This is a genomic window from Qipengyuania citrea (genome assembly GCF_009828015.1).
GTDB lineage: Bacteria > Pseudomonadota > Alphaproteobacteria > Sphingomonadales > Sphingomonadaceae > Qipengyuania > Qipengyuania citrea.
This window is the reverse complement of record NZ_WTYG01000003.1, coordinates 1-21781: the sequence shown is the minus strand read 5'-3', so window position 1 is coordinate 21781 and position 21781 is coordinate 1. Positions and strand designations below refer to the sequence as shown.

At 62.6% G+C, this 21781-nt stretch carries 22 protein-coding genes and 2 pseudogenes; 16 read left to right on the top strand and 8 right to left on the bottom strand.

Going from position 1 to position 21781, the window contains the following annotated elements:
* The first annotated feature begins 14 nt into the window (after nucleotides 1-14).
* From GRI55_RS10140 to GRI55_RS10090, 11 genes and pseudogenes are all read left to right on the top strand, one after another.
* Nucleotides 15-917, top strand: coding sequence for a VOC family protein (locus GRI55_RS10140; RefSeq protein WP_050599968.1), 903 nt, complete (start codon nucleotides 15-17; stop codon nucleotides 915-917).
* A gap of 3 nt (nucleotides 918-920) precedes the next feature.
* Nucleotides 921-2084: an alpha/beta hydrolase family protein gene (locus GRI55_RS10135; protein ID WP_160767092.1), complete on the top strand. Its 1164-nt coding sequence runs from the start codon at nucleotides 921-923 to the stop codon at nucleotides 2082-2084.
* Entirely contained in the window at nucleotides 2084-3286 is a 1203-nt protein-coding gene (locus tag GRI55_RS10130) for a cytochrome P450 (RefSeq protein WP_050599966.1), read from the top strand. The genes GRI55_RS10135 and GRI55_RS10130 overlap by 1 nt, the downstream gene beginning before the upstream one ends.
* Nucleotides 3287-3345: 59 nt before the next feature.
* Entirely contained in the window at nucleotides 3346-4452 is a 1107-nt protein-coding gene (locus GRI55_RS10125) for an S-(hydroxymethyl)glutathione dehydrogenase/class III alcohol dehydrogenase (protein WP_050599965.1), read from the top strand.
* The gene (locus GRI55_RS10120) at nucleotides 4452-4769 is read left to right on the top strand and encodes a 2Fe-2S iron-sulfur cluster-binding protein (protein ID WP_050599964.1); all 318 of its coding nucleotides are present in this window, start codon (nucleotides 4452-4454) and stop codon (nucleotides 4767-4769) included. The genes GRI55_RS10125 and GRI55_RS10120 overlap by 1 nt, the downstream gene beginning before the upstream one ends.
* A gap of 4 nt (nucleotides 4770-4773) precedes the next feature.
* Nucleotides 4774-5121 (top strand): DUF2218 domain-containing protein, encoded by a 348-nt coding sequence (locus GRI55_RS10115; protein ID WP_160767091.1) that lies wholly within the window; start codon nucleotides 4774-4776, stop codon nucleotides 5119-5121.
* Between the two features lie 62 nt (nucleotides 5122-5183).
* The gene (locus GRI55_RS10110) at nucleotides 5184-6320 is read left to right on the top strand and encodes an MFS transporter (protein WP_307019226.1); all 1137 of its coding nucleotides are present in this window, start codon (nucleotides 5184-5186) and stop codon (nucleotides 6318-6320) included.
* Entirely contained in the window at nucleotides 6317-7018 is a 702-nt protein-coding gene (locus tag GRI55_RS10105; RefSeq protein WP_160767089.1) for a glutathione S-transferase family protein, read from the top strand. Before GRI55_RS10110 ends, GRI55_RS10105 begins: the two co-directional genes overlap by 4 nt.
* Nucleotides 7019-7029: 11 nt before the next feature.
* On the top strand, nucleotides 7030-7599 hold the full coding sequence (locus GRI55_RS10100; protein ID WP_160767088.1) for a cupin domain-containing protein: 570 nt from the start codon (nucleotides 7030-7032) through the stop codon (nucleotides 7597-7599).
* A gap of 62 nt (nucleotides 7600-7661) precedes the next feature.
* Nucleotides 7662-8630: a fumarylacetoacetate hydrolase family protein gene (locus tag GRI55_RS10095; protein WP_160767087.1), complete on the top strand. Its 969-nt coding sequence runs from the start codon at nucleotides 7662-7664 to the stop codon at nucleotides 8628-8630.
* Nucleotides 8627-9162 (top strand): annotated as a pseudogene (locus GRI55_RS10090) (FAD-dependent monooxygenase). The gene GRI55_RS10095 and the pseudogene GRI55_RS10090 overlap by 4 nt, the downstream one beginning before the upstream one ends.
* Here GRI55_RS10090 and GRI55_RS10085 read toward each other — a convergent pair.
* The 7 genes from GRI55_RS10085 to GRI55_RS10055 form a co-directional block, all read right to left on the bottom strand.
* Nucleotides 9159-10148, bottom strand: coding sequence for an aldo/keto reductase (locus GRI55_RS10085; RefSeq protein WP_160767086.1), 990 nt, complete (start codon nucleotides 10146-10148; stop codon nucleotides 9159-9161). The pseudogene GRI55_RS10090 and the gene GRI55_RS10085 overlap by 4 nt on opposite strands.
* Nucleotides 10145-11104, bottom strand: coding sequence for a Gfo/Idh/MocA family oxidoreductase (locus tag GRI55_RS10080; protein ID WP_160767302.1), 960 nt, complete (start codon nucleotides 11102-11104; stop codon nucleotides 10145-10147). Before GRI55_RS10080 ends, GRI55_RS10085 begins: the two co-directional genes overlap by 4 nt.
* A 19-nt stretch (nucleotides 11105-11123) precedes the next feature.
* Complete coding sequence (locus tag GRI55_RS10075) at nucleotides 11124-12029, bottom strand: class III extradiol dioxygenase subunit beta (protein ID WP_160767085.1); 906 nt, start codon at nucleotides 12027-12029, stop codon at nucleotides 11124-11126.
* Nucleotides 12029-12439 (bottom strand): protocatechuate 4,5-dioxygenase subunit alpha, encoded by a 411-nt coding sequence (gene ligA / locus GRI55_RS10070; protein ID WP_160767084.1) that lies wholly within the window; start codon nucleotides 12437-12439, stop codon nucleotides 12029-12031. The genes GRI55_RS10075 and ligA overlap by 1 nt, the downstream gene beginning before the upstream one ends.
* Nucleotides 12436-13461 (bottom strand): amidohydrolase family protein, encoded by a 1026-nt coding sequence (locus tag GRI55_RS10065; RefSeq protein ID WP_160767083.1) that lies wholly within the window; start codon nucleotides 13459-13461, stop codon nucleotides 12436-12438. The genes ligA and GRI55_RS10065 overlap by 4 nt, the downstream gene beginning before the upstream one ends.
* The gene (locus tag GRI55_RS10060) at nucleotides 13458-14267 is read right to left on the bottom strand and encodes an NAD(P)-dependent oxidoreductase (RefSeq protein ID WP_160767082.1); all 810 of its coding nucleotides are present in this window, start codon (nucleotides 14265-14267) and stop codon (nucleotides 13458-13460) included. The genes GRI55_RS10065 and GRI55_RS10060 overlap by 4 nt, the downstream gene beginning before the upstream one ends.
* 64 nt (nucleotides 14268-14331) lie before the next feature.
* Nucleotides 14332-15483 carry a LysR family transcriptional regulator gene (locus tag GRI55_RS10055; RefSeq protein WP_160767081.1) on the bottom strand — a complete coding sequence of 384 codons (1152 nt, stop codon included), beginning with the start codon at nucleotides 15481-15483 and terminating at the stop codon, nucleotides 14332-14334.
* 93 nt (nucleotides 15484-15576) lie between these two features.
* Between GRI55_RS10055 and ligK the strand changes: the two genes are divergently transcribed.
* Genes ligK through GRI55_RS10040 form a run of 3 tightly spaced genes read left to right on the top strand, consistent with a single transcriptional unit; the run spans nucleotide 15577 to nucleotide 18201 of the window.
* Nucleotides 15577-16248 carry a 4-carboxy-4-hydroxy-2-oxoadipate aldolase/oxaloacetate decarboxylase gene (gene ligK / locus GRI55_RS10050; protein WP_160767300.1) on the top strand — a complete coding sequence of 224 codons (672 nt, stop codon included), beginning with the start codon at nucleotides 15577-15579 and terminating at the stop codon, nucleotides 16246-16248.
* Nucleotides 16248-17309, top strand: coding sequence for a 4-oxalomesaconate tautomerase (locus GRI55_RS10045; protein ID WP_237452492.1), 1062 nt, complete (start codon nucleotides 16248-16250; stop codon nucleotides 17307-17309). Before ligK ends, GRI55_RS10045 begins: the two co-directional genes overlap by 1 nt.
* Nucleotides 17302-18201, top strand: a complete 900-nt coding sequence (locus GRI55_RS10040; RefSeq protein WP_160767080.1) for an amidohydrolase family protein — start codon at nucleotides 17302-17304, stop codon at nucleotides 18199-18201. The genes GRI55_RS10045 and GRI55_RS10040 overlap by 8 nt, the downstream gene beginning before the upstream one ends.
* A 75-nt stretch (nucleotides 18202-18276) precedes the next feature.
* Here the strand turns inward: GRI55_RS10040 and GRI55_RS10035 are convergent, their stop codons facing one another.
* Nucleotides 18277-18522 carry a hypothetical protein gene (locus GRI55_RS10035; protein WP_160767079.1) on the bottom strand — a complete coding sequence of 82 codons (246 nt, stop codon included), beginning with the start codon at nucleotides 18520-18522 and terminating at the stop codon, nucleotides 18277-18279.
* On the opposite strand from GRI55_RS10035, the gene GRI55_RS10030 reads away from it, so the two are divergent.
* Both GRI55_RS10030 and GRI55_RS10025 read left to right on the top strand, forming a co-directional pair.
* On the top strand, nucleotides 18521-20524 hold the full coding sequence (locus GRI55_RS10030; protein ID WP_160767078.1) for an amidohydrolase family protein: 2004 nt from the start codon (nucleotides 18521-18523) through the stop codon (nucleotides 20522-20524). The two genes, GRI55_RS10035 and GRI55_RS10030, sit on opposite strands and share 2 nt — an antisense overlap.
* Nucleotides 20525-21221: 697 nt before the next feature.
* Nucleotides 21222-21633: pseudogene (locus GRI55_RS10025) on the top strand (IS3 family transposase); the annotation flags it as partial.
* Between the last annotated feature and the right edge of the window lie 148 nt (nucleotides 21634-21781).

Sequence of the window (21781 nt, the reverse complement as noted above, 5' to 3'; positions counted from 1 at the left end):
TCGAGGAATTGGATATGAGCCGAGTAACCGAAATTCGCTATGTCGGATACGGCGTCGAAGACTTCGCTACCGAGCGGAAATTCTATGCCGAGGATTGGGGCTTGGTCGAGGTCGAGGCGACCGAAGACATGGCTTGGTTCAAGACCCACGGACATGACGAGCACCACGTTGTCCGGCTGCACAAGCGCGATACCAATTGCATCGAAGTGATCGCGCTTAGCGCCGACAGCCGCGACGATGTCGATGCCCTGCGCGCCAAGGTCGGCGATGCCGGGTGCAAGATCATCCGCGAGCCGGGCGAGATCGACGGGCCGGGCGGCGGCTATGGGTTCCGGTTTTTCTCACCCGATGGGCTGCCCTTCGAGATTTCCTCCGATGTTGCGCGCGGCGATCACCGCGCAATGGAGCGGTGGGAGGGCATGCCGCTCAAGATCAGCCACATCGTCCTGCATTCGCCCGATCACCAGGCCGCGGTGAAATTCTTCACCGAAGTGCTCGGCTTCAAGGTCAGTGACTGGCTGGGCGACTTCATGTGCTTCCTGCGCTGCAACGAAGCCCATCACCGTTTCGCCCTGTTGCCGGGGCCGCCGTGCCTCAACCATGTCGCCTACGACATGCTGACGGTCGACGACATGATGCGCGGAGCGAGCCGGCTCAAGAAGCGCGATTGCGACATTCGCTGGGGCCCGGGACGCCATACCGCCGGCAACAACACCTTCAGCTATTTCTGCACGCCCGCTGGCTTCGCGGTCGAATATACGTCCGAACTGGAAGAAGTCGATTTCGAGACGCACGAACCCACGGTCCACGAACCGGGACCGCAGGTGATGGATCAGTGGGGGGTCGGTTCGGGCGGTCCGCAAACCATGCCCAAACCGGCGGCCGATCCCTGCCTATTCCAGTCGGCGGAGGTGTGATCGATGGCCTTGTTCGAATACTTCCCCAATTACATCTGGAACCTGTCGGTCGCGATCGCCATGGAAAGCGGTGGCAAGATCGGTGAAATCGTCGACATGTGCCAGCCGATCAAGGACGCCGCCGATAGCGGTGCCGATGCGGGCACGCCGCAGTTCATGAAACAATGGGCTGCAATGGGCGACAAATTGCTCGAGCTGGCGGCCGAAGACGAGGCCAAGGGGCGCAACTTCTCCGCGTCCAACAAGCTGGAGCGGGCATCGCTCTACCTGATCACGGCGGAACGGATGCAGGGCCACGGCCACCCGGGACGCAAGGAAACCTTCGCCAAGGCGCGCGAGGCGTTCGACCGGTCGACCAAGCTCGGACAGTTGAACCGCGAGCGGGTCGAAATCCCGCTTGAAACCGGCACGATGCCGGCGCTCTGGACGCGCGCACCCGGCGATGGGCCGAAGCCCGCAGTCGTGTTCTGCAACGGCCTCGATAGCAACAAGGAACTTCTCTACTGGACGGGGCTTCCCGAAGAGCTGGCGCGTCGCGGCATTTCCACCCTGTGCGTCGACCAGCCAGGGTCGGGCGAGGCGCTGCGCTTGCAGGGCCTGCCTGTCGATCCGCACAGCGAGAGCTGGGCCTCCAAGGCCGTCGACTGGCTCGAACAACAACCGAATGTGGCCGCCGACAAGATCGGCATGACCGGCATCTCGCTCGGTGGGCACTTCGCCCCGCGTGCGGTTGCCTATGAACCGCGCTTTGCCAGCGGTGCGGTCTGGGGCGCGAACCACAATTGGCGCGAAGTGCAGGACAAGCGGATGGAGCGCGAGGGCGAGAACCCCGTTCCGCACTATTGGGCCCACGTCCATTGGGCGTTCGGTGCCGAGGGCCAAGAGGACTTTCTCGAAAAGTCCACCGATATGAACCTCAACGGCCATATGGACCGGATCAAGGTTCCCTTCCTCGTTACGCATGGTGCCAACGATCGGCAGATCAGCCCGGGCTATGCCGACGATCTTTACGACCAGCTCGTCAACTCGCCGCGCCGTGAGAAGGTGATCTTCACCGCACGCGAGGGCGGGGTCGAGCATGTCGGGGCAGACAACATCGCCTATGGCCTCGACCTGCTGTCGGACTGGTTCGCCGAAACCCTGGGCGGAAATACCGGAGCGGCGTGATGAAGCCTGCCGAAGCCGAAGCGGTGCCGAACCTGGCAATCGATCCCTTCGACAAGGTCTTCCTCGGCGATCCCTACGCGTATCACGATATGATCCGGGAAGCCGGCCCGGTGGTATGGCTCGATAGCGTGGGCGCCTTTGCAATGGCACGCTACGAGGAGGTGAAGGACAGCCTCAGGGATCACGAGACCTTTTGTTCAAGCCGCGGGGTCGGCACGCTGGATTTCGCCAAGGAAACCCCTTTCCGGCCGCCGTCTCTGCTGCTCGAGGCGGATCCTCCGCTGCATGATCGAACGCGCAGCATGATGAACCGCATTGTTTCGCTGAAAGCGCTCAAGGAACTGCGCCCCCGCTGGCAGGCCAAGGCCGAAGAACTGGTGGATCGCCTTGTCGAACGGCGCCGCTTCGATGCGGTCAAGGACCTGTCCGAGATCTTCCCGATGATGATCTTTCCGGACACGATCGGCCTCCGCGACGATGGCCGCGAGCATTTGCTCGATTATGCCACGATCGTGTTCAACGCCTTCGGCCCCGACAATGACGTGCTGCGGGAAGGCAATGAAGGCAAGGAAGCGGCCATCGAATGGGTGGCCGAGGCTTGCAAACGCGACAACCTGAAGGAAGGCGGCTGGGGAATGGCCGTTTTCGAAGCCGCCGACCGCGGTGAATGCACGCATGAAGAGGCCGAGCGGCTTGTGCGTTCCTTTCTTTCGGCGGGAGTGGACACCACGGTCAACGGGATCGGCCACATGGTGCTGGCCCTCGCCGGCCATCCGGAGGAATACCAGAAGCTGCGCAGCAATCCCTCGCTGGTCAGGCGGGCATTCGAGGAAAGCCTGCGCTGGGATTCAACGGTCCAGACCTTCTTCCGCACGACGACCAAGCGGGTGGAAGTGGGCGGGGCCGAAATTCCCGAAGGCCAGAAGGTTCTCCTGTTTCTCGCCGCGGCAAACCGCGATCCTCTGCATTGGGACGAACCCGATGCCTTCCGGATCGAGCGCAACACCAGTGGGCATGTCGGTTTCGGTTTCGGGATCCACCAGTGTCTCGGCCAGATGGTCGCGAGGCTGGAGGGCGAGCTGATCGGAACCGCGATTGCCGAACGTGTCGCTTCCATCCGGCTCACCGGTGCCCCGGTCAGACGTCTCAACAATACGCTCCACGCTATCGACAGCGTGCCGGTCGAAGTCGAACCGGCCTGATCACAAGCACCCATTCGCTGCCGCACGCAGCGATCAATGAAATAGGACCAGTACCCGAAATGAAGACCAGAGCTGCCGTAGCTTTCGAAGCGAAGAAACCACTCGAGATCGTGGAGCTTGACCTCGAGGGCCCCAAGCCGGGGGAAGTTCTGGTCGAGATCATGGCAACGGGCATCTGCCATACCGATGCCTATACGCTCGACGGGTTGGACAGCGAGGGGCTGTTTCCCTCCGTTCTCGGCCATGAAGGCTGCGGCGTTGTGCGGGAAGTCGGCGCAGGCGTGACCAGCGTGAAGGAGGGCGATCATGTCATCCCGCTGTACACGCCCGAATGCCGCCAATGTAAGATGTGCCTGTCCGGCAAGACCAACCTGTGCAGCGCGATCCGCGAGACCCAGGGCAAGGGCCTGATGCCCGATGGGACCACGCGGTTCAGCTATCGGGGCCAGCCGATCTATCATTACATGGGCTGTTCGACCTTCTCGAACTTCACTGTCCTGCCCGAAATCGCAGTAGCCAAGATCCGCGAAGATGCACCGTTCGACACGACCTGTTACGTCGGTTGCGGCGTGACGACCGGCGTTGGCGCGGTAACCAACACCGCCAAGGTCCAGCCGGGCGACACCGTCGTGGTCTTCGGCCTCGGCGGAATTGGCCTGAACGTGATCCAGGGCGCGAAACTGGCGGGCGCCGACCGGATCGTGGGCGTCGATATCAACCCCTCCAAGGAAGAATGGGGCCGCAAGTTCGGAATGACCGATTTCGTCAATCCGAAGGATGTCGGCAATGTGGTCGAAACACTGGTCAACATGCTCGACGGCGGGGCCGATTATAGCTTCGACTGCACCGGCAACACCGCGGTCATGCGGGATGCGCTGGAATGCTGCCACAAGGGCTGGGGCACCAGCATCATCATCGGCGTTGCCGAAGCGGGCAAGACCATCGAAACCCGCCCCTTCCAGCTGGTGACAGGCCGGAACTGGCGCGGCACCGCCTTCGGCGGCGCCAAGGGCCGTACCGACGTGCCCAAGATCGTCGACTGGTACATGAACGGCAAGATCGAAATCGATCCCATGATTACCCACAGGCTAAGCCTGGACGAGATCAACAAGGGCTTCGACCTGATGCATTCCGGCGAGAGTATCCGCGCGGTGGTCGTGTACTGATGGGCACCATCAACGTCACCCTTCGAGACGGGACCGAGCAGTCCGTCGAAGCCGCTGGCGGCAGTTCGGTCATGGAAGCGATCAGGGATGCCGGGATCGACGAACTGCTGGCCCTGTGTGGCGGTTGCTGTTCCTGCGCCACCTGCCACGTGCACGTGGCAGGCGAATGGTTCGACAAGCTGTCTGCCATGAGCGAAGACGAGGATGACCTTCTCGAAAGCTCGGATCACCGTACGCTGCAGTCCCGGCTCTCCTGCCAGATCGCGTATACCGACGCGCTCGACGGACTGCAGCTCGCAATCGCGCCCGAGGACTAGCGCAATGTCTCTCGTCTCGCAGGCCCGGGTGCCCACACCCCATGCGCGCAAGTACGCGCTGCAATTGGGCAAGCATTGGCAGCACAACCTTGCGGTAGAAGAAAGCGGCGACATGCGCCGGATCACGTTCCCGCGGGATGCGCGGGGTGCGGCGTGGTCCGGCGATGCCCTGGTCACGTTGCAGCCGGAGGACGGAATTCTCCTGTGCCGGATCGAGGCAAGCGAGCCGGGACAGCTCAAAGGGCTGAAGGGCGCGGTCGAGCGGCACGTCGCCCGTTTCGCGTTTCGCGAAGACGGCCTCTCCTACCACTGGGAGGATGTTGCCCCTCGCGAGCCCGGAGCAAGCGAATGACGGGTACCCCGCCATTGCATCCGGCACCGCGCACGCGGGATATCGCCGCGACCCGCCACGGGGTGGTGCTGCTGGCCGCCTCGGTCATGCCGGTCATGGCGATCATCTCGCTGGTTCCTGTACTGCCATTGCTGATGCGCGAATTCGCCGGGGTGGCGGGCAGCGAGTTTCTCGTTCCCATCGCGCTCACCATTCCGGCCCTTTGTGTCGCCCTGTTCTCGCCCGTGGCTGGCTGGCTGGCAGACCGGATCGGCCGCAAGATACTGCTTGTTTCCGCGCTCGTCCTCTACGCCGCTTGCGGCATCGTGCCGTGGTTTCTGGACGATCTGTTCCAGATCATCGCCGCCCGGATCGCGCTTGGAATGACCGAGGCGGTCATCATGACCGTCGCGACCACGTTAATCGGCGATTACTTTGTCGACGAGCGTCGGGAGAAGTGGATCGCACTGCAGGTGGCAACCACCAGTGTATCGGCCATCGTTCTGATCGCAGTCGGCGGTTTGCTGGGCGAGATCCTCGGCTCGCGCGGCCCGTTCCTGCTTTACCTTCTCGGACTGCCGATAGCCGGCATGGCCGCAATGATCCTGTTCGAACCCGAGGACCACGCCCGATCGACCGGAGTTGGCGCCACCGCTTTCCCCTTCGCCAGGGTCCTGCCGCTCGTGGTGATTACTCTTGGGGTCGGGATCGTCTTCTACACGCTGATAGTCCAGCTCGGGCCCATCCTCGAACTTTCGGGGCCCGTTTCGCCTGCGACTATCGGAATGGTCGGTGCGGTTACAAATCTGTCAGTGGGTGGCGGGAGCTTCATTTTTCACAAACTCAAGCAGCACGCGGGAAGAATGCCGCTGGCGCTGGGCCTCCTGCTGGCCGCCTTGGGCTACGCCGGGGCCGCTTATTCGACGAGCTTGCCGTCGGTCGCCGGGTTCGCCGCGCTCGCCTGCGTCGGCAGCGGCATCCTGCTGCCCAACATGCTGACATGGACAATGCGGCGTCTCCCCCCCGAGTTTCGCGGCCGCGGAACCGGGCTCTGGACAGGGGCATTTTTTCTCGGCCAGTTCCTGGCCCCCCTGGTTGCGGCAGCGGTTGTCGGTGCGACGTCAGGTTTGGCCGGTGCGCTGCTGGTTTATGCTGGCGTCGTGGCCGTGGGTAGCATCGTCGCTGCCCTTTCATTCCGCCTGGGGAGCCGCACCGAGTGACCGAGCACGCGCCAATACTTTACATGGCGCCGCAAACCTGCGCGCGCGTGAGCCTTACGGCACTGGAAGAGATCGGTGAGCCGTTCGAAACCCGCCTGATCGCGTTCAAGGCGGGCGAGCACCGCCGACCGGACTATCTTGCGGTCAATCCTGCGGGCAAGATTCCTGCGCTCGATACCGGGAGGGGGATCGTGACGCAGAGCGGATCGATCCTGCTGTACCTGGCGCGAACGCACCCGGATACCAAATTGCTCCCGCTGACCGGCGATCCGCTCGGGGATGCGGCGACAGTTTCGACGCTCTTCCGCTTATCGAGCGATTTGCATCCGCTGGTGACGCGGTTCGTTCTGCCGGGCATGATGCTCCAGTCGGACGAGGCGGCCCCGCAAATCCGGGCCAAGGCGGAAGAGCTGCTGATCCAGCAATTGCAGCCGATCGCGGAACAGTTGGCGCAGCAGCGATGGATGCTCGGGCCCGACTGGTCGATTGTCGATACCTATCTGGCCTGGATCTGGTTCCGCATAACCGGTGCGGGATTCGATGCCGCGGCATTTCCCGAAATCGCCGAAATGACCGGGCGCGCCAACGATCGCGCAGCGGCGAAACGGGCATTGGAGCACGAAGCCCGCGCGCAGCAGGACCTAAAGCAGCGCGGTCTGGCATTCACGCCGCCTCAAGTGACCACACAGAAAAGTTGAGAGGACCGAATATGAATAACGCACCGATCCGCCGCGTGGTCACGGGCCATGATGCTTCCGGTCGCGCGATTATCCAGGAAGATGGCACCGTCCCGCGCATCCAGAAGATCGGCGGCGACACCGGCCCCATGTTCTACGAAGTGTGGAACACGCGGGCGACACCGGCCCCGATCGATCCCGCTTCGGGCGAACCACCGGAAGAGGGGATCATCCTCGCGCCGCCCAAGAACGGGACGCGCATCCGCGTGCTCGACATTCCGCCCGACGATCCGTCGTTTGCCGAGATGACGCCGGAAGAGGCGCGCGCGCACTTCGCCGAAATCGGCGCGGCTGACGCCTCGTCGTTCGAGGGCAAGGAATCGCGTCATGCCCATATGCACCGTACCGAAACGGTCGATTACGGCATCGTCATCGAAGGCGAGCTGGTCCTGATCATGGACGAGGGCGAGACAACCGTGCGGGCAGGGGACATCGTCGTCCAGCGCGGCACCAATCACGGCTGGGCCAACCGGACGGACCGGAATTGCCGCATCGCCTTCATCCTGATCGACGGCGAATTCAGCGAAGAACTGAAGGGCTGAAGCACCGCCATCCTCGCGTGTGACGGCGCGCCCGAAGCTCGCAAGATATTCCGGAGAAACCCATGCGGTTCGCAACTTTCACCTCACAGTCCCGCGATGGCCGCCTGGTCGTCATATCCACCGATGGGCGCCGCTATCTCGAGGTCGGGGACACTGCCCCCAATCTGCTCGGAGCGATCGAGCGGTGGGATGCACTCATGCCGCGGCTTTCGGAACTCGCCGACCGGCTGGAACAGGGCGAAGGGGATGGTTTCGATCCCGCCAATTGCGCCGCCCCACTGCCACGCAGCTGGCAATGGCTCGACGGATCGGCGTTTTCGACGCACGGCGAACTGATGCAGGTCGCCTTCGGTCTCGATCCGATCGAAGCCGAGAAGCCGCTGATGTATCAGGGTCTTTCCGATCGCTTCTACGGCCCGGTCGATAACGTGCCGTTCCCGGGCATGGAACACGGGATCGACTTCGAAGGCGAGTACGGGGTGATCGTCGACCACGTTCCGATGGGCACCGATGCCGCCGAAGCGATGAAGCACATCAAGCTGATCGTGCAGATCAACGACTGGTCGCTGCGTGCCATTGCGCCGGTCGAAATGAAAACGGGTTTCGGCTGGGTTCAGGCCAAGCCGGCATGTTCGATGGCGCCCTTTGCGGTGACGCCCGATGAGCTCGGCGATGCGTGGCAGGACGGCCGCGTTTGCCTCGACCTGGAGATTGACTGGAACGGCAAGCGGTTCGGCGCGGCTAATGGGCGGGAAATGGATGTGGGCTTCCACGACCTCATTGCGCATGCGGCTTTTACGCGCGACCTCGTCGCAGGAACGATAATCGGCTCGGGCACCGTCTCGAACGCCGACTACGCTCAGGTGGGTTCGAGCTGCATTTCCGAAGTGCGGGCCATCGAGATGATCCGTGACAAGGGCCCGGCGACCACGCCCTTCATGGCGTTTGGCGATACGGTCCGGATGGCTGCACGCGGGCTCGATGGGGGGCTGCCGTTTGGCGCGATCGAGCAGAAAGTCGTCCAGGTGTGAAAGTGTCGGCCTGCATTGGCGGTGCAGGCCCCGCCGGACTGCCCCTAGGGCACCTGCTGCGTGCCGAGGGCATCGACTGCATCGTGGTCGAACGACAGTCGCCCGGTTATGTGCTCGGCCGGATCCGGGCCGGCGTACTCGAACAGGTCACTGTCGGACTGATGGAACGTCTCGGGCTCGACGCCCGGGTGAAGACCGAAGGCATGCCGCATGATGGCTTCAACCTCGCCGAGGGTGAGCGGCTGATCGGCATCTGAACCTGGCTACCAGCGACGTCCATTACGCGGCAAATGCGCTGGTCCGCTTCTTCAAGCGCAGCGACTCGGATGCCATCGCGGAGTATTCCGAAACGGCCTTGGCCTGGGTTTGGAAGGCCGAACGCTTCAGCTGGGCGCTCACGCGGCTGATGCTCCGGTTTCCCGAAGACGGTCCCTTCGAGCGGACCATGCAACTGGCGGAACTCGATTACATCGCGAGCAGCAGGGCAGCGCAGACCTCGATTGCAGAGAATTATGCGGGCTTGCCGCTTTAAGCATAATCCTCGGTGTCGATCGTGCTCCGCATCACTTCGGGATAGCGGTGACCACGCACGCTTTGTTGGTTGATCAGTTGCCCCGCGCGGTCGAGGACTTCGGCTGGCACCGTTTTGTCGGACGAGGCGAAATTGTCGGCCATATGGCCAATGTCGGTGGTGCCGGGGATCGCATGGACGTGATCGCCCTGCGCCAGGACCCAGGCGAGCGCGAGTTGGGCCGGTCGGAGGTCGTTCTCCTGCGCCAGGTCGTCGAACTGGTCGATCAGCGCGCGATTGTGCGGCCAGTTTGCGCTATCGAACCGAGGATGCGACCGGCGCAGGTCCTTGTCCCCCAAGGTCGCGGGATCCTTCAGCTCGCCGCCCAGCGCGCCGCGGGCAACCGGCGAAAAGGCCACCAGCGCAATACCGAGTTCGCGGGTGGCGTCCAGCACCCCGAGTTCGACGTTGCGGGTCCACAGCGAGAACTCGGTCTGGACCGCGGCCATGGGATGAACCGCATGCGCCTCACGGATATGGGCAGCGGACCATTCGGACACGCCGTAAGCCCCGATCTTGCCCGCCTCGATCGCACGGACCATCGCGCCGACGCTGTCCGCGACCGGGACTTTCGGGTCGAAGCGGTGCATGTAGAACAGATCGATATGACCGGTGCCCAGCCGCTTCAGGCTGGCATCGAGCGAACTGCTAATCGCCTCGGGCGAGCAATCGATCCCACGGCGCGGGCCATCGACGATGATGCCGGTCTTGCTGGCGAGCAGGAATTCATCGCGCCGGTGCATGACGGCGTCGCCGAGCAACTCTTCGTTGGCTCCCTTGCCATAGATATTGGCGGTATCGAGATGATCATAGCCGAGGTCGAGCGCTTCATTCAGCAAGCGCACCTTGTCCTCGTGCGGCGGAGGATCACCATAGGCCCACGAGAGATTCATGCAGCCCAGACCGATGGGGCGGACGGGCCGTCCGCACAATTGCCGCGTGTTCACGACCAGCCGTCTTGCGCTTCGAGGCTGTCCGCCAGTTCGCCGATCACGCGGTAGCAGTCGAGCACCTGCGCGACCGAACCATTCGGTTCGCGGCCTTCCTTGATCGCTGCGATGAATTCGCGGTCCTGCAACTCGATGCCGTTCATGCTGACGTCGACCTGCGACACGTCGATGGGCTCTTCGCGTCCGTTCACCAGATCGTCGTAGCGCGCGATATAGGTGCCGGTATCGCCGATGTAGCGGAAGAAGGTGCCCAGCGGCCCGTCATTGTTGAACGACAGGGCGAGGGTGAGGATCTGCCCCTGGTCGGTCTTCATCTGGATCGACTGGTCCATCGCGATCCCCAGTTCGGGGTGCTTCGGCCCCTGGAGGATGTTGGCCTGAACGACCTTCGCGCCGGTCATGTACTGGAAGATGTCGATCGTGTGGGCGGAATGGTGCCACAGCAAATGATCGGTCCAGCTGCGCGGCTCGCCCTTGGCGTTGGTGTTGGTTCGGCGGAAGAAGAAGGTCTGCACATCCATCGACTGGATGGCGAACTCGCCCGCATCGATCCGCTGTTTCACATATTGGTGCGAAGGATTGAAGCGGCGGGTATGGCCGACCATGCAGACGAGGCCGGTTTCGCGCTGTTTCGCCATCACTGCCTGCGCATCCGCCCAGCTATCCGCCACGGGGATTTCCACTTCGACATGCTTGCCGGCATCCATGGCCTGGATCGCCTGGCGGGCATGCATCGGGGTCGGCGTGGTGAGGATGACGGCGTCGATATCATCGCGGCGCAACGTCGCCTCGTAACTGTCCGACACGTCTGAAATGCCGTGCGGCTCGGCGAGCTTGCGCGATTCTTCCTCCGATGCGCTCACCACGGTGACCACTTCGGCGTCGGGGATGTTCTTGAGACCGACGAGATGCTTTTCGCCAAAGGCGCCGGCGCCGACGAGGGCGATGCGGATCATGGGATACTCCTGAAAATCATTCGATCATGGCCTGCGCGGCCGGACTGTTGCCCTCGATCCTGGGCGAGGGAGGCACGGTTCCGTCGACCGGCTCCAGCACCAGATGGCCGATGGCCGTGTTCGAGCAGGGGACGTGATAGTGGCGGTGCAGGGCGCGGGTTTCCCTGCCCAGCGCACCGCGCATGATCAACCACATGACCATCTCGATCCCCTCGGACCCGGTTTCGCGCAGATATTCGATATGCGGGATGTGGCGCAGGTCGTCGCTGGTGCCGCAAAGCTTGTCGAGAAACATGTTGTCCCATTCGCGGTTGATCAGGCCTGCGCGCGGACCCTGCAATTGGTGGCTCATCCCGCCCGTGCCCCAGATCTGCACATCGAGGTCCTCGGCAAAGCTGTCCACTGCCCGGGCGATAGCTTCGCCCAGCGCCCAACAGCGATTGCCCGAAGGCGGCGGATAAGTGACCACGTTGACCGCCAGTGGGATGACCTTGCACGGCCATTTGTCGGGCGCGCCGAACATCATGGTCAGCGGCACGGTAAGTCCGTGATCGACATCCATCTCGTTGATGATCGTCATGTCGAACTCGTCGAGGATCAGGCTCTGCGCGATATGCCAGGCCAGGTCGGGATGGCCTTCGACGTCGGGCACTTCCCGCGGTCCCCAGCCTTCGTCGGCCGGGGCGTAGCTTTCGCCGCAGCCGATTGCGAATGTGGGGATGATCTTCATGTCGAAAGCGGATGCGTGATCGTTATAGACCAGCACGATGACGTCGGGGAGGTTCCGGGCGATCCATTCGCGCGACCACTCATAGCCTGCGAAGATCGGCGCGAAATACTCGTCGCCCGCCTTGCCCTGATCGGCGGCGACGCCGAGCAGCGGGACATGGCTGGTCGCTACTCCTGCGGTAATCCGGGCCATCAGCGTTTGTCCTTGATCGAACGGACGCCTTCGGGAGAGCGCCCGCCCTTGTTCATCATGTCACGGTAGGTGGGAAAATCCATGTCGGTCATGGTCGAAACCGCTTCGGCAAAGCTGACCCCGTCGGTGGAGAATATCTTCGACAGGAAATAGACGTTCCCGCCCAGATCGAGCAACGCGTTGTAATCGCGCCGAAGCACCGCTGCTTTCATCGCATCGGTCAGCTTCCATTCGTCGAGATAGGCTTTTTCGTCGGCCCTGAACCGCTCGCGGTTGTCCGGCTTCATCAGGCTCATCGCGAACTGGTTCAGGTGATATCCCTGCCGCGCGCGCGCTGCGGTGAAGACGCGTGTGCCCGGGATGTCATCGAACTCGCCGAGATAGGCATGAATGTCGCGCTTGTCGGTCATAGCCCGCGCTCCTTCAGCAGGGCATCGAGGCGCGGGAAGACGCGCCGGGCATTGCCTTCGAAGATGGCGCGCCGTTCGTCCTCGGAGATGTCGAGGGCATCGACATAGCGCTTGGTATCGTCGAAATAATGCCCGGTTTGGGGGTCTATCCCGCGGACCGCGCCGACCATCTCGCTGCCGAAAAGGATGTTCTTGTTCTCGATCACATCGGCCAGCAGATCGATCCCCGGCTGGTGATAGACGCAGGTGTCGAAGAACACGTTGTTCATCAGATGCGTATCGAGGCTCGGCTGCTTGAGCATATCGGCCAGGCCGCGATACCGTCCCCAGTGATAGGGGACTGCTCCGCCGCCATGCGGGATGATGAAACGCAGGCCGGGAAAACGGCTGAACAGGTCTCCCTGCAACAGCTGCATGAAGGCGACGGTATCCGCGGCGAGATAGTATCCGCCGGTCGCATGCATTGCCGGGTTGCAGCTGCCCGATACGTGGATCATCCCGGGGACCTGCAATTCCTCCATCACCTCGTAGAGCGGAAACCAGTAATCGTCGGTCAGCGGCGGATGTTGGAAATGGCCGCCGCCCGGATCGGGGTTGAGATTGCAGGAGACGAAGCCCAGTTCCTCGACGCAGCGGCGCAATTCCGCGACGCTCGCTTCGAGACCCGCCTGCGGGCTTTGCGGGAGCATGCAGCCGCCGACAAAGACATCGGGGAAGAGCTGGGTCACCCGGTAGATGAGATTGTTGCAGTGCCGGGCCCAGGTCGCCGACACGTCCTGGTCGCCGACATGATGCGCCATGGCGCTGGCGCGGGGGCTGAATATCGTCAGGTCTGCGCCGCGTTCCTTGATCAGCCGCAGCTGGTTGTCTTCGATCGTCTGGCGGATCTCGTCGTCAGTGATGTCCGGATAGGGCGGGCCGGGGCGTCCTTCAGCGAAGGCCGCCTTCTGTTCTTCGCGCCACGCATCATGGCCTCTCGGCAGGACGGTGTAGTGGCCGTGGCAATCGATAATCAGGCTCATGCCGCGTTTCTCTCCGTGGTGATCGGGGCCGCGGCGGCGCGCTGACGGCGGACGGTGCCCTGCGTCATGACCGGTTCGACGCCCAATGATTGCAGCGTGCTGGCCGCTTCTTCCATCTCGGCAGCGCGGCGGATGCCGTGCGTCGTCATGCGTTCGCGGTTATAGGCGGCCCGTCTGAACCAGCTGTCCGATTTTTCGCTGGCATCGAGCGAGGCCAGGACCTCCTCGACCACGCCCGCCGCTTCGGCCGCGCTCATCATTTCATCGGTGAGCGCTTCCACGCCCTTGACCATGACCGAGCGGATGAGCTTGATCGCGGATGCGCGGCCGACTTCCTCGCCCACCACGCGTACATTCGTGAAGCCGAGCGATAAGAGTTCCTCGCGCGCCGTTTCGGCCATGTTTCCGGCAAGCAGGACCGGGACGTTCAGCGCGGCCGGACGGACCGGTGCGAGTATCGCGGCATCGACGTAGACGCCGCCCCGCTCTTCGATTGCAGCCGCTGCCCGGCGCTTGGTATCGGGCGCAACCGAATTCATGTCGATCCAGCATGCGCCCGGCTGGAGGAACGCTGCCGCCGTTTGCGCCGCAGCCAGCGCCTGATCTGCGGTGACCAGCGACAGCACAATCCAGGCATCGGCAAGCGCGCTGCGAACATCGGTCGAAGCGCTTATGCCAGCTTCTTCAATTGCTTGTTTGCGCGAAGGGTCGGGGTCGAACGCGCATGCGGGCTTGGCCCAGCGTGCAGCGGCGCAGAAGGTGCTGCCCGCTTCGCCAAATCCGATAAGGGCAAGATCGCGTTCCATGTCCGACAGGATGCAGCCGAGCGCCTATGCAAACCAATGAATAGCCCGGCCAGCGAATAAGTTTTTACGAATAGTCTTGCGCGATCTCTCGCAGGACAAGCTGCATCGAACGTTGCGCGGCGGTCGGACGCCAGTCGCGCCTCGTGGTGATCCCGATGGTGCGCGAAACCTCGCTCGGGGGCGGAGATGTTTCGATCAGGCCCGCTTCGATCTCCACGCGCAGCTGGTCCGGCGACAGGAGCGACAGCATGTCGGTTTCCAGCAGCAATTCACGGATCGTGAGCACCGAACCGCATTCGATGCGCACCTCCGGTTCCGCACCGCCGTCGGCCCCGATCATCGTTTCCCAATACTGCCGCAGCGGCGCATTGCTCGAAGGCAGGATCCAGGGATAATCGCGCAGCGAGGCTAGCGGCAGGGGATTGCCGCTTGCAAGCGGGTGTCCCGCTCGCATGACGATTTGCGGGCGATCGGTAAAGGCGACCTCCTGCGCCAGGTCGTCCGAGGGATCGTCCAGTCTCAGCGCCCCGAGCAGCAGGTCGATCTCGCCATCGCGCAAGGGGCCGGCCAGTTCGGGATAACTGCCTTCGATCACGGCGACTTCCACCCCCGGATGGCGGCGGGAAAATGCCAGAAGCGCGCGCGGCAGCCACCGCGCCCGCGACAGCGGCATGGCGCCGATGACCACGCGCCCCTTGGCGTTACCGAGCCACACCGCGACTTCCGAGAGCCCGTTGCGCAGCTCGTTCTGGGCCAGGCTGAAGTTGCGTGCGCGCAGCGTGCCCTTTCTGGTGAAGGTAAGATAGCGTCCGCGCCGTTCGACCAGACGTTCCCCAAGGGCGAGCGAGAGGTCGGCGACCGCGCGGTGGAGCGAGGCGGCGGCCACACCCGCAAGCTGCGCGGCAGCGGAATAGCTGCCCGTCCGGGCAAGGGCGATAAAGGCGCGCATCTGCGTCGCAGTCACGCGGGGGGACCCGATCAGCTCGAGCGCGGTTCGCGCACGCGCGTTAAGCAGCAGTGCCGGCTCGGTCGGTTTCATCCCATCGGGTTCACGCTGGAACAGGCGGCATTCCAGCGTCCGTTCGAGACGGGCGATCGCCTGCGTCAGCGCCGGCTGCGTGAGGTGCACCGAACGCGCCGCTTCGGTCACCGTGCCATGCTCTACGGTTGCGACGAGCGCGGCAAGATGCCGGATATTGGGCAGGCGTTCGATCATCGTGTACGATTAGCAAAATGTTATACGACGGCAAAGCTTCGCATTGGCATGGCCGAAATGGCGGGCGCAGGTAACCCGCCGAAGGAGATCGCCATGGGCGTGGTTGTGCAGAACATCGAGCGGGCCGACCGCGACACTATTGCCGGACTGGCTCGCTGCGGCGTCGCGACCGTCCATGAGGCGCAAGGCCGCAAGGGCCTGCTGGCGAGCTACATGCGTCCGATCTATTCCGGCGCGCGCATCGCCGGGAGTGCGGTCACGATCAGTTCGCCCCCAGGTGACAACTGGATGGTCCATGTTGCGATCGAACAATTGCAGGAGGGCGACATCCTCCTGCTTGCGCCCACCAGTCCCTGCGAGGACGGCTATTTCGGCGATCTGCTGGCGACCAGCGCGATCGCGCGGGGGTGCCAGGGGCTGGTTATCGACGCCGGGGTTCGTGATGTTCGCGATCTGACCGAAATGGGCTTCCCCGTCTGGTCGAAGGCGGTCTTTGCGCAGGGGACGGTCAAGAACACGCTCGGGAGCGTGAATGTGCCGGTGGTCTGCGCCGGGGCTCATGTCGAGCCGGGGGACGTGATCGTCGCCGACGACGACGGCGTATGCGTTGTGAAGCGCGCGCAGGCAGTGGCCGTGCTCGAAAAGGCGCGCGCGCGCGAAGCGAACGAGGAAGAAAAACGGCAGCGCCTCGCGAAGGGTGAACTGGGTCTCGATATGTATGCCATGCGCGAGCGGCTCGAGGCCGAAGGGCTGAAGTACGTCTGATGAAGACCAGCGCGCCTGTCATGTGGATGCGCGGCGGAACGTCGAAAGGGGGATACTTTCTCGCCTCCGACCTGCCGGCCGACCGGGGCGCACGCGACGCATTCCTGCTGCGTGCGATGGGCAGCCCCGACCCGCGCCAGATCGACGGAATGGGCGGCGGCGACCCGCTGACCAGCAAGGTGGCCATCGTGAAGCCGTCGGCGCGCGAAGGAATCGATGTCGACTATCTGTTCCTGCAGGTGTCCGTCGACGAGGCGCTGGTCTCGGACCAGCAGAACTGCGGCAATATCCTCGCCGGGGTCGGCCCGTTCGCGATCGAACGCGGGCTGGTGGAACCCGCGGGTGAGGAAACGCGTGTGGCGATCTACATGGAAAACACGGGCCAAACTGCCATCGCCAGCGTACAAACGCCCGGCGGTTCGGTCAGCTATGCCGGTAATGCAGCCATCGACGGTGTACCGGGGACTCACGCGCCCATTCCCTTGGAGTTCCGCGACACGGCGGGGTCGAGCTGCGGGGCGCTGCTGCCGACCGGCAATCCGGTCGACGATGTCGCCGGGGTGGCGTGCACGCTGATCGACAACGGCATGCCCTGCGTCGTATTCAGGGCGGAAGACGTCGGCGCCACCGGCTACGAAAGCCGCGAGGAGCTCGAAAGCGCGGCATTCGCCCCGGTTCGTGAACGGATAGAACGCATCCGGCTGGCAGCAGGCCCGCTGATGCAGTTGGGGGATGTGCGCGACAAGACCGTTCCCAAGATGACGCTGGTCGCGCCGCCGCGCCACGGTGGGGCCGTGACGACGCGCGTATTCATACCGCACCGTGCGCATGCCAGCATCGGGGTGCTGGGCGCGGTGACGGCAGCGACCGCCTGCCTGATTCCGGGTTCGCCTGCGGCGGCGGTCGCGAAGGTGCCGCAAGGCGCCCGTAAAACCCTGGGCATCGAGCATCCGACCGGCGAAATGAGCTGCGTGCTCGAAGTCGATCCCGCAGGGGGGGTGGTTTCCGCCGCGCTGCTCAGGACAGCGCGCAAGCTGACGGATGGCACTGTATATGTCTGATCGTATCGTCAGCTGGCACGACGCACCCTCGCGGCCCGCTTTCACGCCGCCCGCCGGCGCCGTCGATGCCCATTGCCATGTGTTCGGCCCGCAGGCGCGTTTCCCGTTCAGCCCGAAGGCTAAGTACCTGCCCGCCGATGCCGGGCCCGAAAAGCTCTTCGCCCTGCGCGATCATCTTGGTTTTTCGAGGAACGTCATCGTTCAGGCGAGCTGCCACGGAACCGACAATTCCGCCACGCTCGACGCGATCGCCAGGTCCGAAGGCAGGGCAAGGGGTGTCGCGGTGGTCGATCCGGCGATCTCGGAGGACCATCTGCATCGCTTGCATGATGGCGGGATGCGCGCGGTCCGGTTCAATTTCCTCAAGCGCCTGGTCGACAACGCACCGAAGGACAGGTTTCTCGATGTCGCCAAGCGGTTACCTGCCGGGTGGCACGTGGTGATCTATTTCGAAGCGGACATTCTGGACGAACTGCGCGCCTTCATCGATGCTATTCCCGTTCCTGTGGTAATCGATCACATGGGCAGGCCCGATGTGACACAGGGGCCCGACGGACCCGATATGAAGGCGTTCAGGTCGCTGCTCGACAGCCGCGAGGACCTGTGGTTCAAACCCACTTGCCCGGACCGGCTCGACGCGAAGAAGGAAGGCGGGCAGGGCGACCCGTGGGATGCTTTCGCCAAGGCGGTCGCTCCGCTGGTTGCCGATTATCCGGATCGCTGCATCTGGGGCACCGACTGGCCGCATCCCAACATGCAGGACGAAGTCCCCGATGACGGGCACATCGTCGACATGATCCCCCGCATTGCGCCGACAGCCGAATTGCAGCGCAAACTGTTGGTGGACAATCCCATGAAACTGTATTGGGATGATGTGGAAACGGCCGGCTAGACGCTCCGCGTTCCCCCACGATTGGCGAAGAGTGTTCCGAGCTTCATCGGAAAGCGGGTAGCTCATCCTGTCGATTCAATCGCGTCCATGGAAGCCGTAAAAGAAGCATTGAAGCAGCACCGCAATCCGGATCGCCGAGGTGAAATGCAGCAATTTCCCTTGGTTCCGCAGTTGGGCGCTGAAAACGGTCCTGACAACCCCGCCGTGCATCCAGGCGCCCCCAGGGTTCTTGAGCGTGTCAGCAGCCAGATTTGCGTCCAATCTGATTGTAAAGTTACCAATCCCGCCTAAGGTTGGCGCCTCAATCAGGGGGCCTGCCATGAAGTTTCTTGTCGTTTCCGTTGCCGTGTTGCTTTCAACTGCCGCGTCGGCCGAGACTTACCAATATCGCGTCCTCTTTGGCGGCGATGATGTAGGCGGGTTGGAAGTCGAAACCGCCGGCAACACGTCGAACATCGAGTTCGACTACAAGCAGAATGGCAGAGGTCCGACCATCACGGAGAAGGTGGAGGTCGATGCGGAGGGCATCCCGACCAACTGGACCATCACGGGCCGCACCACTTTCGGGAACCCGGTGAACGAGAGCTATGCCTGCGCTGACGGGAAAGCGAGCTGGCGGGACTCGACTGGCCCAGGTTCGGCAGGCGCGTGTTCATTTTACATCGACCAGAACGGGAGCCCTTGGGGCATCTCCTTGCTCGCCAAGGCCCTGCTTGCGACTCCAGACGCTGAAATGGCGGTGCTTCCCGGCGGAACTGCCCGGATCAGGGCGCGTGATACTGCGACCTACGACGGGGCCGACGGGGAGGTGACCGTCACCACCTACGAAATCACAGGACTGTCGACCGATCCGGCCCATATCACCCTTGATCAGGACCTGAATTTATTCTCGGTCGCGGACCCTCGTTTCGCGATCGTTCGGAAAGGCTATGAAGCGGCTGACGAGGCGCTTCGCGCCGAAGCCGAACGTTACTCGACGCAGCGCTTTGTCGAAATACAGGCAAAGGCCGCCCGCGACTTCGATGGCCCGGTTCGCATTCGCAACGTGCGCATTTTCGATCCGAAAACGCTTGCCCTGACGGAAGCCAGGGATGTCGTCATATACGGCGAGCGCATTGCCAGTATCGAGGACTTGGGCAGTCTCCCGACCGAAGGCGAAACCGTGATCGACGGGGCGGGGGGCACGCTTGTTCCTGGCATGTACGAAATGCACGGCCACATAGGCCAGGACAATGCCCTGATGAACATCGTGGCGGGCGTCACGTCAGTCCGTGACATGGGAAATGAGAACGAAGTCCTGGACGGGCTGATCGAACGGATCGACGAGGGTATTATCGCGGGACCTCGCATCAGCCGGTCGGGATTTATCGAGGGCAAATCCGAATTCTCCGCAGCGACGGGTGAAATCGCAGCCAACGAGCAGGCAGCCATCGATCTTGTGCGTTGGTATGCCGCGCGCGGCTATCCGCAGGTGAAGCTGTACAATTCCATGAATCCCGAATGGGCGGATGCCGTCGTTGGCGAAGCCCATGATCTCGGCATGCGCGTAGCCGGCCATGTGCCAGCTTTTTCGACTGCAGACGCCATGATTGATGCCGGTTTCGACGAGATCACGCACGTCAATCAACTAATGCTCGGCTGGGTCCTGAACGAGGGGGAAGACACACGCACCCTCTTCCGCTTCACCGCGATGCAACGATTTCCCTCACTCGACCTGGATGGCGACTTGGTCCAGTCGACCCTGGACAAGATGGCGGAAAAGGGCGTTGCGCACGATCCCACCATTGCCATTCACGAACTGGGTTTGACGGCCATCGACGGGCAGGTCCCCGCAGGCTCGATCGACGTGTTCGACAACATGCCGGTCAACACGCAGCGGTACATGAAGCAGGCTTTGTTCGGCACGGAAAATCAGGCGGAGAGAGAGGCCTACATAGCGGCTTTCGACACGATCATCGAGACGCTCACGCTGATGAATGACAAGGGCATTCTCCTGGTTCCTGGCACGGACCTCGGCGGCAGTTTTGCGTATCACCGCGAACTCGAACTCTTCGGGAAGCTCGGCATGTCTCCGGCGCAGGTGTTGAGGCGGGCCACCTATGACATGGCCGAATACCTCAATCAGGATCAGGAACTGGGCTCGATCGAGAAGGGCAAGTATGCGGATTTCTTCCTGGTGCCCGGTGATCCGACTGCCAATCTGAAGGAAATCAAGAGGATCCAGATGGTGGTATCGAACGGGACGGTTTACTTCCCGAGCGATATCTACCCTTTCTTCGGTATCGAGCCATTCGCTGAGGCTCCGGAGATCTTAGCCGAATAGACGGCTCCGACAGGCGCGGTCGGTACTCTTCTCCCATCCGGCCGGAAAGGTGCGATACATGCTGCTGTTCTCAAGACCACGGCAGGGTGCCAGGTGGTTTGAGCGGGTGGGAAGCTGACGCTTCGCGAGCGCTTGATAAATGTCAGGATAGTGGCTGGGGTGGCAGGGACCTCAGACGAAAAATTAGTGCCTCGAAAATCGCAGAATGCGTGGGACAGTCGCCACCTAATAGGTGAGTTGGGGCACCCACTTGGGATAGTTCATCGGGGCAAGGGACGGGGGTCGAGTTGTCTCGAAGTGAATCAATCCGATACTAAGCATCCGGGTCAAAAACTTCAGCTCATGGGCTCATCAAACATGTCTTCGAGATCGAGGCCGATAGTAAAATATTTCGGGTCCGAGTGGATGGCGGTGATGCCGAAGTCAGTCGTGTCGACGGATGGGGTGCTTCGGGACCGTCAGGTTTCAGATAGCGAATGGGGGATTTCTTGATTGCGACGGCGTTAAGGCAGAACTTGCGGCTAATGAGTTTGCCTTTCATTTTGACAGCAAAAATGGCGTGACAGTTACTACCCTAGGGTGATTTCTGCAGCGCGCCGCCACTGTAGCCCAAGGCCAGGGTACCGAGCTTCAGGTCGTAGGACTGCGAGAGGGTAGCCTAGATGTATTGCTCAAGGTCGTAGCGAAATCGGACGAGATTAGAAGAGCGGGGTTTGGCGAGGAGCGGATCATTAGCGTTCTGAAAGAGGCCGAAGCGGGGGCGAGCTGACTTGGTTCGTCGGCCCGGGAAGTCGAAGTATGGCAGGCTTAAGGCTTCCGGGCTCGTCGTTTGCGAACGCTCGAGAGCGAGAGCGCGAAGCTGAAGCGGCTGTCGGCGAATGCGATGCTTGATCAGGCTGCGTTAAAGGATATCCTGGCAAGAAAGTTCTGACGCCCTGCGCGAGGCAGGAAGCTGTTGCTCATCTTCAGGACCGCCATGGGATGAGCGAGCGGCGGGCGTGCCGGGTCATTGATGTTAATCGGGGAGCGTGTGCTACCGTTCCACGAGGGACGATTACGACGAGATACGAGAGAAGCTGCGCGAAGTGGCGAACCAGCGTTGCCGGTTCGACTAACGCCGCCAAACTGGATAAGCAACGGGCTATGCCGCTACGCCCTAACGGCTCCGCTACGCAGTTTATTGCTTCAACCGCGCTCATGCACAGCAAAAGCCACTCGACTCTAATCCTAGCTGGAGGAAAGCTGGGGGTCATGGCA